This window comes from Streptomyces sp. JN8, assembly GCF_055808075.1.
The window spans coordinates 917693-932915 of record NZ_CM147852.1; the positions used below are offsets into that span (position 1 = coordinate 917693).

The following is a 15223-nucleotide window of genomic DNA, read 5'->3' on the forward strand; positions in this document are numbered from 1 at the left end:
GATTGACGGGCTGCGGGGCCGACGGGGGCTCCTGGGGACGGCCCACACCGTAGCGGGGCGCCGACTGTTTATCCACACTCAGGACAAAGTTCGTCCGGTTGCGGTCATAGCCCTTGGCGAACCGTGCAAAGAGGTCTAGCTTCAACGGCTGTCGTTGTGACCTCAGAGGGATGGGTGACCCATGAAGCGCACACCACATCACCGGTCGAGAGCGAGAACGTGCCTCTTCGTGGCGGCACTCGGGGCGGGAGCCCTGACCGCCTCGCTGCTCGGCGGCGGCCCCGCCGCGGCCAAGCCGGATCCGGGCCCGCCGTCGGCCGAGGCGGCGACAACGTTATCGCTGCCGTCGCCACCCGGCGGCGCGAACGTCCGGGTCCTCGTCTTCCACGGGTCCGCGACGGCCGAGTCCCCGACGGTCGACGCGGGCATCGCGGCCGTCGAGAGCATCGGCCTCACCGGCCCGGCCGCCGGCCGCTTCCGTACGGTGGCCACCGACGACCCGGCCGTCTTCACCGACGCCGAGCGGCTCGGCACGTACAACGCGGTGGTCTTCCTGACCGGCGGCGGCGATGTGCTGGACCCCGAGCAGGAAGCGGGCCTGGAGGCCTACATGGAGGCGGGCGGCGGCTTCGTCGGCGTCCACGAGGCCGCCCGCACCGAGCCCTACTCCAGCTGGTTCACCGGCCTGATCGGGGCCCGGCCGACCGGCGCGCCGAGCGGCACGCAGCGCGCGGTCGTGGAGGTCGGCGACCGGCAGCACCCGGCGACGAAGTCCCTTCCGCTGGAGTGGAAGCGGCCCGACAAGTGGTTCAACTGGGACCGCAACCCGTCCGGCACCGTGCACACCGTCGCACGCGTCCGGGAGGCCTCCTACCAGCCCGCGGCCCGACCCAACGGCTGGGACCACCCGGTCTCCTGGTGCCGCGACTACGACGGCGGACGGTCCTTCTACACCGCGATGGGCGGCACCGTCGACAGCTACGCCGAGGCGGACTTCCGCGACCACCTGCGCGGCGCGATCGCCTGGACCGCACGCATCTCCCGGTCGGACTGCAAGGCGACCATCGACGCGAACTACACGGCGGAGCGCGTCACCAAGCCCAACCAGCCCGGCCAGAACGACCAGATCGGCGAACCGCACGGTCTCGTCGCCGCTCCCGACGGCCGCGTCCTGTACATCGGCCGCGGCGGCGCGGACGCGAGCGTGCCGGTGGTCACCGACTGGAACGACCCGGACATCGGCAAGGGCAACGGCGAGATCCACGTCTACGACCCGAGGACCAAACAGGTCACCAAGGCCGGGGCGCTCACCGTCTTCGGCAACAAGGGCGGCGGCGACGAACTGGTCAAGAACGAGGAGGGGCTGCTCGGCATCGAACTCGACCCCGCCTTCATGACCAACGGCTGGGTCTACCTCCACTACACACCGCACTCCCGGATCGACCGCGTGGAGCACAGGGGAGAACGACGGGTCTCCCGCTTCACCCTCGACCTCGCGACGAACCGGCTCGACCTCGCGAGCGAGAAGGTGCTGCTGAGCTGGCCGGTCCAGATCCACAGCTGCTGCCACGCGGGCGGCGGGATGGCCTGGGACTCCAAGGGCAATCTGTACATCGCCACCGGGGACACCAACTCGTCCGGTTCCAGCGGCGGTTACTCGGGCAACAACCCCGCCCCGAACTTCCGGGGCGTCTCCTTCGCGGACGCCCGCCGCACCGCGGGGAACACCAACGACCTCAACGGGAAGATCCTGCGGATCCACCCCGAGCCCGACGGCACGTACACCCTCCCCGCCGGCAACCTCTTCACCGGCGAGGAGAGCGACGAGGGCGGCGGCAAGACCCGGGGCGAGATCTACGTGATGGGGGTCCGCAACCCCGCGCGGATCTCCGTCGACCGGCAGACCGACATCCTCTACGCGGGCTGGGTCGGCCCCGACGCGGGCGCGCCGTCGACGACCTGGGGCCCGGCGAAGTACGACACGTTCGCCGCGATCACCAAGGCGGGCAACCACGGCTGGCCGTACTGCATGGGCAACAAGCAGCCGTACCGCGACCGGGGCCTCGCCGACCCGGCCAAGCCGCTCGGCTGGTACGACTGCGACGCCCCGAGGAACGAGTCGCCGAACAACGACGGCCTGGTGAAGCTGCCGCCGGTGACCGGGAACACCATCTGGTACTCGCCCCAGGGCGGCGGCGTCGACTACCCCAGGGACGCGAACGGCGTCCCGAGCTACAAGCAGGAGGAGCAGAAGCTGCTGCTGCCCTGGCTCAAGGGCGGCGGGCAGGCGACCATGAACGGTCCGCTGTACCGGTACGACGCGGCGAGCGACTCGACGGTCAAGTGGCCCTCGTACTGGGACGGCAAGTGGTTCGTCGGCGACTTCTACGACGGCGACCAGCCGCGGCACGCCGTGCTCACCGACCCCAGGACCGTCGGGAGGGGCGGACTGCCGGTGCACGCCGAGTCCCTCAAGAAGATCATCCCGGTCGGGCAGGGCGGCATCCGCAACCTGATGGACTGGAAGTTCGCCCCGGACGGTTCGCTGTACGTGCTCGACTACGGGCGGGGCTTCTTCACCTCCCACCCCGACTCCGCGCTGTGGCGCGTGACCTACACGGGCGGCGGGCCCACCCCCGCCGCGGACCAGCTGGCAAGGAGGGCGGCGCGGTGATGCTCACGAGACGCGGAGGCGCGAGGCTGTGGGCGGCGCTGCTGGCCGCCGTGGCGATGGTCGTCGGCCTGACCTCGGCCGCCGCCTACGGCAGGGCGGACGACGCCCGCCGCGGCGGGGACGGGACCCGGGCCGCCGCCCAGGTGCTGACCTGGAAGGCCGGCGACCCCATCGACCACTACCTGGAGTTCCCCACCACGGCGACGGCCGGTCCGACGACCATCGTCTTCGAGAACAGCACGGCCACCGGCAACACGACCGGCATGCCGCACACCCTGACGTTCGACGCCTCCGACCCGGAGTACAACAACGACGTCCCGCTCAACATCCTGGCCAACCCGGGCGACGCGAACGGCGGCCGGCACACGGCCGAGGTGACGCTGACCCCGGGCCGCTACCTCTTCAAGTGCACCATCCCCGGGCACGGCCAGATGCAGGGCATCCTCACCGTCACCGAGGGCGGCGGCGAGGACACCACCGCGCCCGACACCACCGCGAAGGTCGAGGGCGACCGCAACGCCGACGGCGCCTACGTCGGCCAGGCGACGGTCACCCTGGCCGCGACGGACGCCGGCTCGGGCGTGGAGCGGATCGAGTACGCGGTCGGCGCGGACGGCCCGTGGCAGCCGTACACGGTCCCGGTCGTCGTCGACACGGTCGGCGCGCACACCCTGCGCTACCGGGCCACCGACAAGGCGGGCAACACCGCCGCCGAGAAGACGGCCGCGTTCTCGGTCGTCGCCCGGCCCACCGACGACACGACGGCGCCGGAGACCTCGGCGACCGTGTCGGGCGAGCGGGACGACCAGGGCCGCTACCTCGACATGGCGACCGTGACGGTGACCGCCTCCGACACCGGCTCGGGCGTCAACACCATCGAGTACGCGATCGGCGACGGCGCCTGGCAGCCGTACACCGCCCCCGTGATGGTGCACCAGGTCGGCGACCACACCGTCCGCTACCGGGCGACGGACAAGGCGGGCAACAGCGCCGCGGTGAAGTCGGCGGCCTTCACGGTCGTGGCGCAGCCCGATCCCGACACCACCGCCCCCGAGGCCGCCGCCTCCGTCACCGGGACGCGCGACTCCGGCGGCGCGTACCTCACCAGCGCCACCGTCACCCTGTCGGCGTTCGACGCGGACTCGGGCGTCGAGCGGATCGAGTACTCGCTCGACGCCGGCCCGTACCTGGCGTACACCACCCCGGTGATCGTCGACCGCGTCGGCCACCACACGGTGCTGTACCGGGCGACGGACAAGGCCGGCAACACCTCCGCGGCCCGGAGCGCCTCCTTCACCGTCGCCGAGGGCGGCGGGGTGCCGGCGCCGAACTGCCCGGAGTTCGACGAGCGCCCGACGGTCTTCGTCGGGACGGTCGACACCGGAGTCCCGAACCGGATGACCAACCGCCGCTGCACCGTCAACGAGCTCATCGAGGACGAGAAGGACTGGTCCTCGCACGCCCTGTTCCTCAAGCACGTCGACACGGTGACCGACCGGCTCCTCGCCGACGGCGTCATCGACGCCCGCGAGCACCGCAGGATCTACCGCGCGGCCAAGGAGTCGGGCATCGGGAAGCCGGGGCAGACGGAGGGGTACCGCGACCTGTTCGACGGCACCGCGGCCGGCTTCGCGAAGTGGCAGCACGTGGGCGGCGGGGCGTTCGAACTGACCTCGGACAGGGCCATGACCAGCAGCACCACGGTGCCGGGCATGGGCATGCTGTGGTTCCCGCAGCGGCAGTACGGCGACTTCTCGCTCAAGCTCCAGTGGCGCGACGACGCCCCGGGCTCCGGCAACGCCAACGGCGGGGTCTTCGTCCGCTTCCCGTACGTCCACGACAACCCGGAGGAGCCCCGCCCCGAATGGGTCGCCGTCAAGTACGGCCATGAGATCCAGGTCCTCGACCGGCCCGACGGCGACATGTACAAGACGGGCTCGCTGTACGGCTTCGACCGGGTCGGCCTCGCCGGTGCCGGGGTGACGCCCAAGGGCACCTGGAACGACTACGAGATCCGGGTGGAGGGCCAGCACTACTCGGTCTTCCGCAACGGCCGGCTGATCAACGAGTTCGACAACACCGGCGGCCAGGTCTTCGAACCGCCGCGCGGCGACGACCCGGGCACCGACGGCCGGCGCTACGCCTCCGGCTACATCGGGCTCCAGGTCCACGGCACGACGGACGTGATCTCCTACCGCGACATCCGGATCAAGGAACTCTAGGAGGGAGCGACCGCGCGAGGGCCCCCTCCCGGGCGGGAGGGGGCCCTCGTGGTGCGTGCGTCACGTGGGCAGGTTCTGCTCCGCCCACACCACCTTCCCGGAGACCGTCCGGCACGAGCCCCAGCGGCGGCACAGCATGTTGATCAGCTGGAGGCCCCGGCCCCCCTCGTCGCTGAGGTCGGCGTGCTGGATCTGGGGCAGGTCGGGGCCCGTGTCCGAGACCTCCACGACGAGGCGCTCCCCGCGGAGCAGGCGGAGGCGGCCGGGTCCGTTGCCGTAGCGCAGGGCGTTGCCCACGAGTTCCGAGACGACCAGTTCGCAGACGTCGGCGAGCTCCGCCAGGTCCCAGGCGTCCAGCTGGTCGGTGACCAGTCCGCGGGCGACGGACGCGGCCCGGCCCTCCCGCGGCAGCTGCCATTCGCGCAGCTCGCCGGGGGTGGACCCGGCCGTGGTCGTCGCGACGAGGAGCACGGCCTCGTCGAAGCGGCTGGAGTCGGTCGGGGCGCGGTCCGTCAGACCGCCGCGTTCCAGGGCCTCGGGGGTGAGGCCGCGGGCCGCCGAGCGCAGCAGCTCCAGCTGGTGGTCGAGGTCGGCGTGCCGGGACTTGACGAGGCCGTCGGTGTACATGACGAGATGGCCGCCGGCCGGGACCTCCAGCCGGACCGGGTCGTACGGGATGACCCCCGCGCCGAGGGGCGCGCCGATCGGCACGTCCACGAAGGCCGCGGATCCCTCGCCGTCGACGAGCAGCGGGGGCAGATGGCCGGCGCTGGCCAGCGTGTAGGTGGAGTCGGCCGGGTCGTGGACCGCGCAGAGGAAGGTGGCGACCTGCTCGTCCTCCAGATCGCGGGTGGCGAGGTCGAGCCGGGCCAGGACGCGCTCCGGCGCCATGTCGAGGGTCATCAGGGTCCGGGCGACGGCGCGCAGCCGCCCCATGGTGGCGGCGGCGGGCAGTCCGTGGCCCATGACGTCGCCGACCATGAGGGCCGTCCGTCCGCCCGGCAGGGCCATCACGTCGTACCAGTCGCCTCCCACCCCGTGGTGGGCCGTCGACGGGGTGTACTCGGCGTGGATCCGCAGGCCCGGCGTCACCGGCGTCGCGCGGGGCAGGAGGCTGCGCTGGAGGGAGACGACGTGCTCGCGCTCGCGACCGTACAGCCGGGCGTTGTCGATGTAGACGGCGGCCTGGGAGGCGAGCTGCTCGGCCAGGGCGAGGTCCGTCGAGGAGAACGGGGGCGTCCCCCGGCCGCGTACGAAGTCCGCGCTGCCGAGCAGCAGCCCGCGGGCGATCAGCGGCACCGCCAGGTAGCTGTGGACGCCCGCGGCGCGCATCTTCGCCGCGGCGCTCTCGGTGGGCGCGACGCGCAGGAAGTCCTCGTGGCGCATGCGGCTGAGCAGGACGGGCCGGCCCTGTCGCAGGCAGTAGCGGTGGAGGAGGGTCTCGTGGGCCTCCTCGGTGCGGACGAAGGTCTCGCCGACCGGGGTGGGCTCCAGGGAGGCCAGCTCGTCGACGAAGCTGAGCGCGGTGGCGCGGAGGACCGGGATGCCCGTCCCCGTCCAGCGCGAGCCCTCCTCGCCCCGCAGGACGCTCTCCAGGATGTCGACGGCGGCGCCGTCGGCCAGGACGGGCACGGTGAAGTCGGCCAGTTCCCGGGCGGTCCGCTCCAGGTCGAGCGTGGTGCCGATCCTGGCCCCCGCGGAGTTCAGCCAGGCGAGCCGGCCCCGGGTGGTGAGGCGGTCGAGGGGGACCTCGCCGTGGCTGCGGCCGAGCCGTCCGCGGGCGCCGGCCGAGCGGAGGACCGAGGCGCCCTTTCCGGCCGAGGCACGGCGGGCAAGGCTCCGCCGTCCGTTGCCATCGTTCACTCTTTCGGCCTCCAGACAGAAACTCGTCCGCTGTTGGTGCACATCATGCACCCGCCTCCCCCTCCTGGCCGATCATCGCGACACGTCCTTTCACTGCCTTGCGGCGCAAGACAGTGCCCGACTACCATGCACCGCATGACAAAGGAGCTGCCGAACGCCGGTGACCAGCGGCGCAGCCAGCTCCTGCGCGGCGTCCTCGACCTGTGCCTGCTGTCGCTCATCGCCGAACGGCCCCGGTACGGATACGAGTTCGTCGAGGCGCTCACGGAGAGCGGGCTGGAACTCGTCGGTGAGGGCAGCATCTATCCGCTGCTGGCCCGGATGGAGCGGGCGGGGCTCGTCGAGCCGTTCCGCGCGCCGTCGTCCAGCGGCGGGGCGCCGCGCAAGTACTACCGGCTGTCCGAGGCGGGCCGGGCCGAGCTGGAGCACGGCCGGGCCGTGTGGCAGGGATTCACCGCCCAGGCCGACCGGATCCTCACTCGAACGACCCACGGGGGAACGACACCATGACCAACGAGCACGTCCTCGCGGTCTGCCGCAGCAACTGGGAGTACCGGGGCCTGGACGACGCGGCGGTCCGCGAGATGCTGGCGGAGCTCCGGGCCCACCTGGAGGACGCCGAGGCCGCCGGCCGCACCCCGGAGGACGTCGTCGGACAGGACGTCAGGGCCTTCGCCGCGTCCTGGGCCCGGGCCCGGACACCGCTGCGCCCGCGGCTGCTGAGGATGGCGGCGCTGGTCCCGCTCGTCGTCGGCGTCCTGCTGCTGCTCTCCCACCTCGTGCACCGGACGACGGTCGTGGACATCGACGCGGGACGGCTCGCCTTCTGGCTGAGCATCGGCGCGGCCACCGTGGTCCTCGAACTGCGCCGGGGCGGCCTCGGCTTCGGCAAGGGGTGGCTCGTCGCGCTGGCCGTGGGACTTCCGGTGCTCTTCCTGACGCAGCGGCTGGTGGGCGAGGAGACGCTGTTCCTGCTGCCCCTGTGGGCCACCGTCCTGCTGACCCTGCCCGGCCTCGCGTACCTCGTCGCCGAGCGGCGCAGGCGCGCGCCCCGCACCGCGGCCTCCTGAGCCGCCCCCGGGCTCACCCGCACGGCCCGGCAGGGATGCCCGACGGCCCGCCGGCGTGAACGCTGGAGGCACGGGCCGGGCCGAGAGGTGGGACACGGGATGAGCCAGGACGGCAGCGGCGGGAAGCGGACGACGGGATCCGGCACGCGTGCCGCCGCGCGGTTCCTGGCCCGGATCGCGGTGCTCGCGGCGGTCGGCTCGCTGGTCCTCCTGGGGTTCGCGATCGGCGACGGCGGCCTCGTGGTCCTGCTGGCCGGTCTGCTGGGGATCGTCGTCTGCGCCGCCGGAGCCTGGTGGTTCGTGGCGCACCGCGGCGCGGTCCGCCTCCTCGGCGCGTTCGTCGCGATCGCCGCGCCGGCCGGCTTCGTGACGCTCCTCTCCCATGACGGCCTCTGGCGCCCCGCGCTGGCACTGGTCCTGTGCTGGGTCGTCGTGGTGGCCTGCGCGCGGGCCGCGCTCCGCAAGGCCCGCCCGCGGCGCAGGACCCGCGTCTTCCCTGCCTCCCCGCCCCGTCGGGCCTTCCTCATCATGAACCCGAGGTCGGGGGACGGGAAGGTCGGCCGCTTCCGGCTCGTCGAGCGGGCCGAGGCCCTGGGAGCCCGGGTGACCGTGCTCGATCCCGACGACCCGGCCGACGTGGCCGAGCTGGCCCGCGAGGCGGTGGCCGGGGGCGCCGACCTGCTCGGCGTCGCCGGCGGCGACGGCACCCAGGCCCTGGTCGCGGCCGTCGCCGCCGAGCACGACCTGCCGTTCCTCGTCATCTCCGCCGGGACCCGCAACCACTTCGCCATGGACCTCGGCCTCGACCGCGCCGACCCCGCGCGCTGCCTCGACGCGCTGACGGCCGGCGAGGAACTGCGGGTCGACCTCGGCGACGTCGACGGCCGGCCGTTCGTCAACACCGTGTCGTTCGGCGTCTACGCCGATGTCGTGCAGCACCCCGACTACCGCGACGCCAAGGCGGGCACGGCCCTGACCCTGATGCCGGACCTGCTGGTCGGCGAAGGGGTGCGCCGGCTCGACGCGCGGATCGACGACACGCCGCTGGCGTCCCAGCAGGCGCTCCTCGTCAGCAACAACGCGTACACCTCGCCCGATGTCCTCAGCGGCGGCGGCCGCCGGCCCCGCCTCGACGACGGCGAGCTGGGCGTGCTGGGCATCAGGGTGGAGGGCGCCGCGGAGGCCGCGGACCTCGCGGTGCGCGGTGCGCAGTCCACCGGGCTGACCGTCACGACCGCCCGCCGCGTCGAGGTGACGGCCACCGTCGCGGGCGACGGGGGGACGGGCGGCGCGGGGGCGGGCGCCGCCCCGGCGGAGGACCCGGGGTCGGACCGCGCCGGTGCGGACGGCCCGGGCTCCGGCGGGTCCGGAGCGGACGCCTCCCGTACGGACGAGATCCCCGTGGCGGTCGACGGCGAGGCCCTGCGCATGGCCACACCGGTCGTCTGCACCCTGCGCCCGGGTGCCCTGCGGGTCCTGGTGCCGCGCGACCGTCCCGGCGTCGCCGATCCCGCCCCGCGGGTGGACTGGCGGCGGCTGGTCGACCTCGCCTTCGGCCGCCCCGTGCCGGACGTCCCGGGGCGGGACCGCTGAGCCTCCGCGGAGACCGCGGGCCCCGCGTCGCCCCGCACGGTGCGGCCCGGGACAATGGCCGCCCGGGTGATCCGCGGACGGACGCGGTCGTGGCCCGGTCGAGCGGAGAGACGAAGGATCGATGACACTGACAGTGGGCCGGCGCGTGCGGCTGGCGGTGGAGCTCGCCCTGACGGGGCAGGCGGCACCGGTCGGGGAGGACCCCGCGGAGCCCGCGGCCGCCGTGGGCTTCCTGGCCCTGCCGGCGGGGACCGAGGGCACCGTCGAAGAGGTGGCCGACGACCGCCGGGAGAGCGAGGAGGTGCGTGAGTACGCGCGTCTCGCCTCGCTGCTCGACTCCTTCGGCCACCAGATGCCCCCGGCCAGCCGGGCGCGGCTGGAGGAGCGGATCGCCTCCCTGGAGCCGGCGTGGACCGCCTACCAGGAGGCGGAGGCCCCCGTGCGGGTGCGCGTCCGGCTCGACAACGGTTTCGTCCTGCGCGACACGGCCGGGCACGTCTTCACCGCGGTCTGACGCTCGGTCCGTCGGCTCCGGCGCCCTCGTCCGCCGGAGCGGTCACCGCCCGCCGGTCGGCACGGGCCGCCTGATCAGATAGGCGGCGGCGGAGGCGACGAGCACCAGCATGCAGGCGATGAACACCAGCCCCGCCCCCTCCAGGCCGAGCGGATCGGCCAGCACGCCGACGCCGATCACCGGGAGGGAGATGCCGGTGTACGCGACGACGAACAGCGTCGAGATCACCGCCGCCCGCCGGTCCGGGGGCGCCGCCGCGGCGACCGAGGCCAGGGCCGCGCGGAAGGCGAGGCCCTGGCCCGCGCCGCCCACCACAGCGGAGAGGACGACGAACGCCAGGACGTCCGTGAGGAGCGCCACGGCGAGGAGGACCAGCCCGCCGAAGAGCACCGCGCACCCCAGCGGCAGCGAGCGGGCCACCCCGACCCGGTCGACGGCGAGCTGCCCGGCGGTGGACGAGAAGAACGCGAGGGCGACGACGAGCCCGCTCACCGCGTGGTTGTCGATGTGCAGGTAGCGGGCGAGGAACGCGGGGCTCACCGACGTGAAGACCCCGAACAGGGCGAATCCCACGAACGACGCGATCGCCGCCGGTACGAACACCGCCCGCACCTGAGGCGGCAGCGCGGGCAGCCGGGGCCGTACGGCCGCCGGTCCGCGCCGGTCGCGTACGGTCTCGGGGAGCCACACGAGCACGCCCAGGGAGACCGCCACCAGGCCGAGGTGCACGGCGAACGGCAGGACGAGGGGCTCGGGGGCGTACTCCGCGAGCAGTCCGGCGAGCAGTGGCCCGCACCCGAGCCCGCCCATGTTGGCGGCCGTCGCCACCAGGGTCGCCCGCGACCCGCCGCCCTTCGGCGCGAGTTCCATGACGTACGCCGTGGCGGCCCCGGTGAAGAGGCCCGCCGACAGACCGGAGAGGAGCCGGCCCGCGTACAGCCAGCCCACGGCGTCGGCGATCAGGAAGCAGACCGCGCTCGCCGCCGCGAACCCCAGGCCGAGGAAGAGAGCCGGGCGTCTGCCGACGGTGTCCGAGGCGTTGCCCGCGAGCAGGAGCACCCCGATCACCCCGAAGGCGTACACGGCGTAGACGATCGTCACCGTCAGCTCGGAGAACCCGAACTTCTCCTGGTAGAGCGGATACAGCGGGGTCGGCAGCGTGGTGCCGGCCATGCACACGACGAACACGGCACCGGCGAGCAGGCAGCGCGGCCAGCCCCGGCGGTCCTCCTCCGTGCCCCGGTCGTCCGTCGTCCCACGATCGCGCTCCACGTCCCGCTCACCTTCCATGCAGCGGACCGTATCCCCGACGGCGGCCGCCCCGCGGGTGCGAACTGCGGCGACCGCGCGGACGTCACCCGGTCGAGGAGCCGGCGCGGTGACGCGGAGGTGCGGCACCGCCCGGCCCCGGAGGGATCGGGGCGGTGCCGCGGACCCCGCCGTCGCCGCCGTCGTACGGCCGCTCGGGCCGGGGTGCGGCGGCCCTCGGCGCCGGGCCGGTCGGCTACGAGGCGGCCGGCTCGCGCTCGTGCGGGATGCGCTCCCCGGCCTCGACCGCGACCGGCAGCCGGTTCTCGGCCGGCGGCAGCGGGCAGGTCGCGAAGTCGGTGTACGCGCACGGGAGGTTGGCGGCGCGGTTGAAGTCGAGCAGGACCTCGCCGTCGGGTCCGGGCGCGTCGACCCGCAGGCTGCGGTTGGCCGCGTACGTGGTGACGCCCGAGGTCTCGTCGGTGAAGAGGACCGTGAAGCCGCCGGGGGTGTATCCGTTGAAGGCGATGAGTTCCAGGTCCCGTCCGTCGAGCCGGAAGGTGATGCTGCCGGGCGCGTCGTAGACGTGCTGCAGGCCCTCGACGGAGGCGCCGACCGTGGTCGGCCGGGGCGCGTCGAAGGGGACGTAGCGGCCGGTGACGGCCCAGCGCGGTGCGGGCGCGTACGCCGGGGTCCCGGCGAACGCGACCCGCAGCGGGTGTCCGGGGTGCCGCGGCCGGACGATGTCGTGGCCGCCTCGCCTGGCGACCTCGATCACGGCGTCGCCCCAGACGGCGTCGACGCCGCCGCGCTCCGGGATGGCGCCGAAGGCGTACCGCCCCCGGACGGCCGCCCCGTCGACGACGAGTTCCTCCCCCTCCCCGAGCTCCACGGTCACGCCGTCGGGGCCGGTCGACCAGAGCCCGGGGGCGTCGGGGAGGCGCTGCGCCTCTTCGGTGAGCCAGTGCAGGCCCGTGATGGCGAGGAAGCCGTGCTCGGCGGCGAGCCGGGCGTCCTTGTCACGGTGCCACTCCTCCCATGCCGCGGTGAAGGCCTCGGCGTCGGGCTCCGTCGCCCCGGTGGCGGGCGCGGGGGTGTCGCTGATGGGCATGGGCGGGTCCTCCAGGTGTCGTCTGCTGCGTCGCGAACGGGGCGTGCACCGGGAGGCCCTCGCGCCCGCCCGTGGCGACGGGCCCGGGCGGGCGGGTCGCGGGGTGGTGCTCGGGGGTGACGGGGGCTCGGAGGTCGCGCGGGCGACGGCCGGCTGCCGGGACGAGGGCCTCGGGGTCAGCCGGAACAGGACGTGGTCGTGACGCGCACGTAGTCCACGTGGCGGCGCGTCACGAGCAGGGTCATGCCGCAAGCAAAGCACAACCGCCCGGCCCCGGACCAGTGGTCCCCGCCGCGGGATGGCCGGACGGATGGCCGACGGAGCCCGGACGGGGGGGCCGACGGAGCCCGGACGGGGGGGCCGGCGGAGCCCGGACGGGGGGGCCGGCACTGCTCCGGTCCGGCCCGCCCGGACAGGAGCGACCGGAGCCGCCGGTCCGCCCGGCGGTTCCGGCGGCACGGGCGGCTCCGGCGGGTGTCAGCGGCCCTGGAGTGCCTTCACGTTGTCGCCGAAGGTCCAGCCCTTCGACCCGTCCCAGTTCGCCGACCAGGTCATCAGGCCCTTGAGCGCCCCGCCGTAGTGGTTCCACGCCTGCGCCACGAGCGACGGGGCCATGTGGCCGCCGCCCGCGCCCGGCTGGGCGGGGAGGCCGGGGACCTGCTTGTCGTACGGCACCCGGATCGTGGTGCCCTGGATCACGAGGCCCCGGTTCAGGCAGTCGGTCTGCGCGACGAAACCGGCGACGGTCCCCGCCGCGTAGGAGTCGCCCGAGCAGCCGTACATGCTGCCGTTGTAGTACTGCATGTTGAGCCACCACAGGCGTCCGTTGTCCGCGTACTTCTTCACGATCGGCAGGTACGCGCCCCAGATCGAGCCGTAGACGACGCTGCCTCCGGTGACGTACGCCGTCTCCGGTGCCATCGTCAGCCCGAACCCGGCGGGCATGCGGGCGAGGACGCCGTCGATGATGTACACCAGGTTGGCCTGCGAGGTGGACAGCGTGCCGATGCTGCCGCTGCCGACCAGGCCGGTCTCGATGTCGATGTCGATCCCGTCGAAGTTGTACGTCTTGAGGATCGGCACGACGGTCGCGATGAAACGGTCGGCGACGGCACGGGAGTTGAGGTCGATGCCCGCGGTCGCGCCGCCGATCGACAGCAGGAGCGTCGCCCCCGCGGCCTTGGCGTTGCACATCTGCGCCGGGGTGGAGACCCGGACCGTGCTGTCCATGCCGTCCTCCCACAGCACCGTTCCGTCCGAACGGATCACGGGGAAGGCGGCGTTGATGACGTTGTAGCCGTGGGCCTTGAAGCGGGCGTCGTCGATGGGGGCCCAGCCGAAGGGCGGGTGGACGCCGTTGGCCGCCCCGTCCCAGTTCTCCCAGTAGCCCTGGAGCACCTTGCCGGTGGGCTTCTGCTTGAGGGCACAGGTGTCCGCGGCGGGAGCGGACGGGGCGGTCGGGGCGGCCACGGCGGAGGGCGCCGCGAGAGCGGCGGCCGCGAGCAGGGTGGCGAGGCCCGCTCCGAGGAGTCGGGCGATCCGGGGCGCTGGCATGCGTGCTCCTGGGGACGTGGGGGGATGGTCCTGGGCGATGGCGCGCGCTCCAGCAGACCGTAGGTTGGTCCAGACCATTCGTCAACCACCCTCGCGGTCAACGGCGTTGGACCGGACCCCTCCCCCCTCCCCCGCCCCGTCAGCGCGTCACGCGGTGTGCAGGGTCAGGCCGTAGCGGCCGAGGATCTCGTTCACCGGCTGGAACCACGTCTCCCCGCCGGACGAGCAGTTGCCCCAGCCGCCGGAGGTGACGCCCTGCGCCTGGTCGCCGCTGATGAACGCGCCGCCGGAGTCGCCGCCCTCCGCGCACACACTGGTCTTGGTCATCTGGTGGACCGCGCCCTGGCTGTAGTTCACCGTCTCGTTCTTGGCCAGGACGCTGCCGCAGTGCCACTTGGTCGTGGAACCGGAGCGGCAGATCGACGCGCCGATCGGGGCCTCGGCCGAGCCCCTGACGAGCCGGTCCGACGTCACCCCCCAGCCGAGCACCACGGGCACCGTCCACCAGCCGCTGTGGATGCTCACGTACGCGTAGTCGTTCCCGGGGAACGAGGAGCCCTGGAAGGTGCCCATCGCGGAGCCGTCCCACCCGCGCACCGCCGCACCGGCACCGCCGCAGTGCCCCGCGGTGACGAAGCCGCCGTGCACGGAGAAGCCGATGGAACAGCGGACGTTGCCGGTGTAGTAGGGGTCTCCGCCGACGGTCCCGGCGGCGTAGGTGCGGGGTGCCGCGGCCGCCTCGGCGACGGTGACGGGTCCGGTCGCGCGGGCCCGCTCGACGAAGGCGCGGACGGCCGGGGCGTTCCGGTCGGCGCGCACGACGGTGACCACGACGCTGTTGGAGCGCGGGTCCACGTGCCAGCCGGCGACGCCGCTCGGGGCGGCGCCGGCGTCGAGCCGGGCCTTGGCACGGTCGAGCGCGGCGGCGCTGTGCCGGACGAGCCTGGTGTCGGCGCCGAACGCCTCGACCTCGGCCCGCTCCGCGCGGTCGGTGAGGGCGACGACGAGGCGCCCGGTGCCGGCGTCGAACCACGAGCCGCCGTAGCTGCCGCCGGCGGCCTTCCTGGCCGCCGACTCGACGCGTGTCGCGGTGCGTTCGGCCGCCAGCCGCTCACCGGCCTGCCGCTCGGTGAGCCCGAGGTCCTGGCGCATGGCGTCGAGCAGTCCCGCCGAGGCGGTGGGCGAGGCCGCGGTGGGGACGGCGCTCGCGGGCATCGCCTGGGCGGCGCCGAGTCCGACGGTGAGCAGCAGGGCCGCCGCGGCGGCGCGCAGGGCGGACGTTCGTTTCACAGGAGCCTCCTAGTGGGGTGAGCAGGCGCTGAGAGCGCTCTCAAGCGAGCACGGAAGCCACCGTAGCGATACTCCACTTGTCAG

11 protein-coding genes are annotated in these 15223 nt (G+C 73.9%); 6 read left to right on the forward strand and 5 right to left on the reverse strand.

Annotation, left to right across the window (positions count from 1 at the left end; genetic code table 11):
- Positions 1-181: 181 nt before the first annotated feature.
- Positions 182-2674 carry a ThuA domain-containing protein gene (locus ACY0MR_RS04005; RefSeq protein WP_473559134.1) on the forward strand — a complete coding sequence of 831 codons (2493 nt, stop codon included), beginning with the start codon at positions 182-184 and terminating at the stop codon, positions 2672-2674.
- Positions 2674-4896: an OmpL47-type beta-barrel domain-containing protein gene (locus tag ACY0MR_RS04010; RefSeq protein WP_473559136.1), complete on the forward strand. Its 2223-nt coding sequence runs from the start codon at positions 2674-2676 to the stop codon at positions 4894-4896. Before ACY0MR_RS04005 ends, ACY0MR_RS04010 begins: the two co-directional genes overlap by 1 nt.
- A 60-nt stretch (positions 4897-4956) precedes the next feature.
- On the opposite strand, the gene ACY0MR_RS04015 is transcribed toward ACY0MR_RS04010, so the two are convergent.
- A complete protein-coding gene (locus ACY0MR_RS04015) occupies positions 4957-6759 on the reverse strand; it encodes an ATP-binding SpoIIE family protein phosphatase (protein WP_361849858.1) in 1803 nt (600 codons plus the stop codon).
- A 135-nt stretch (positions 6760-6894) separates the two neighbouring features.
- Here ACY0MR_RS04015 and ACY0MR_RS04020 point away from each other — a divergent pair, with 135 nt between their 5' ends.
- The 4 genes from ACY0MR_RS04020 (at position 6895) to ACY0MR_RS04035 (ending at position 9936) form a co-directional block, all read left to right on the forward strand.
- A complete protein-coding gene (locus ACY0MR_RS04020) occupies positions 6895-7269 on the forward strand; it encodes a PadR family transcriptional regulator (protein WP_388794671.1) in 375 nt (124 codons plus the stop codon).
- Positions 7266-7829 (forward strand): hypothetical protein, encoded by a 564-nt coding sequence (locus tag ACY0MR_RS04025; protein ID WP_473559138.1) that lies wholly within the window; start codon positions 7266-7268, stop codon positions 7827-7829. The genes ACY0MR_RS04020 and ACY0MR_RS04025 overlap by 4 nt, the downstream gene beginning before the upstream one ends.
- 99 nt (positions 7830-7928) lie before the next feature.
- Positions 7929-9422 carry a diacylglycerol/lipid kinase family protein gene (locus ACY0MR_RS04030; RefSeq protein WP_473559140.1) on the forward strand — a complete coding sequence of 498 codons (1494 nt, stop codon included), beginning with the start codon at positions 7929-7931 and terminating at the stop codon, positions 9420-9422.
- A gap of 121 nt (positions 9423-9543) precedes the next feature.
- Positions 9544-9936: a hypothetical protein gene (locus ACY0MR_RS04035; RefSeq protein ID WP_473559142.1), complete on the forward strand. Its 393-nt coding sequence runs from the start codon at positions 9544-9546 to the stop codon at positions 9934-9936.
- Between the two features lie 42 nt (positions 9937-9978).
- Here the strand turns inward: ACY0MR_RS04035 and ACY0MR_RS04040 are convergent, their stop codons facing one another.
- The 4 genes from ACY0MR_RS04040 to ACY0MR_RS04055 all read right to left on the reverse strand — a co-directional run bounded on the left by ACY0MR_RS04040 (position 9979) and on the right by ACY0MR_RS04055 (position 15139).
- Entirely contained in the window at positions 9979-11109 is a 1131-nt protein-coding gene (locus tag ACY0MR_RS04040) for an MFS transporter (protein WP_404079073.1), read from the reverse strand.
- Between the two features lie 331 nt (positions 11110-11440).
- The gene (locus ACY0MR_RS04045; protein WP_473559143.1) at positions 11441-12295 is read right to left on the reverse strand and encodes a DUF1684 domain-containing protein; all 855 of its coding nucleotides are present in this window, start codon (positions 12293-12295) and stop codon (positions 11441-11443) included.
- A gap of 477 nt (positions 12296-12772) precedes the next feature.
- Positions 12773-13849, reverse strand: a complete 1077-nt coding sequence (locus ACY0MR_RS04050) for a chitinase (RefSeq protein ID WP_388794686.1) — start codon at positions 13847-13849, stop codon at positions 12773-12775.
- 147 nt (positions 13850-13996) lie between these two features.
- Positions 13997-15139 (reverse strand): S1 family peptidase, encoded by a 1143-nt coding sequence (locus ACY0MR_RS04055; RefSeq protein WP_473559145.1) that lies wholly within the window; start codon positions 15137-15139, stop codon positions 13997-13999.
- Between the last annotated feature and the right edge of the window lie 84 nt (positions 15140-15223).

What these genes read in the sequence shown, in the direction of transcription:
- ACY0MR_RS04005 (WP_473559134.1), top strand. Translation starts at nt 182, where the DNA reads ATGAAGCGCACACCACATCACCGGTCGAGAGCGAGAACGTGCCTCTTC.
- ACY0MR_RS04010 (WP_473559136.1), top strand. Translation starts at nt 2,674, where the DNA reads ATGCTCACGAGACGCGGAGGCGCGAGGCTGTGGGCGGCGCTGCTGGCC.
- ACY0MR_RS04020 (WP_388794671.1), top strand. Translation starts at nt 6,895, where the DNA reads ATGACAAAGGAGCTGCCGAACGCCGGTGACCAGCGGCGCAGCCAGCTC.
- ACY0MR_RS04025 (WP_473559138.1), top strand. Translation starts at nt 7,266, where the DNA reads ATGACCAACGAGCACGTCCTCGCGGTCTGCCGCAGCAACTGGGAGTAC.
- ACY0MR_RS04030 (WP_473559140.1), top strand. Translation starts at nt 7,929, where the DNA reads ATGAGCCAGGACGGCAGCGGCGGGAAGCGGACGACGGGATCCGGCACG.
- ACY0MR_RS04035 (WP_473559142.1), top strand. Translation starts at nt 9,544, where the DNA reads ATGACACTGACAGTGGGCCGGCGCGTGCGGCTGGCGGTGGAGCTCGCC.
- ACY0MR_RS04040 (WP_404079073.1), bottom strand. Translation starts at nt 11,109, where the DNA reads ATGGCCGGCACCACGCTGCCGACCCCGCTGTATCCGCTCTACCAGGAG.
- ACY0MR_RS04045 (WP_473559143.1), bottom strand. Translation starts at nt 12,295, where the DNA reads ATGCCCATCAGCGACACCCCCGCGCCCGCCACCGGGGCGACGGAGCCC.
- ACY0MR_RS04050 (WP_388794686.1), bottom strand. Translation starts at nt 13,849, where the DNA reads ATGCCAGCGCCCCGGATCGCCCGACTCCTCGGAGCGGGCCTCGCCACC.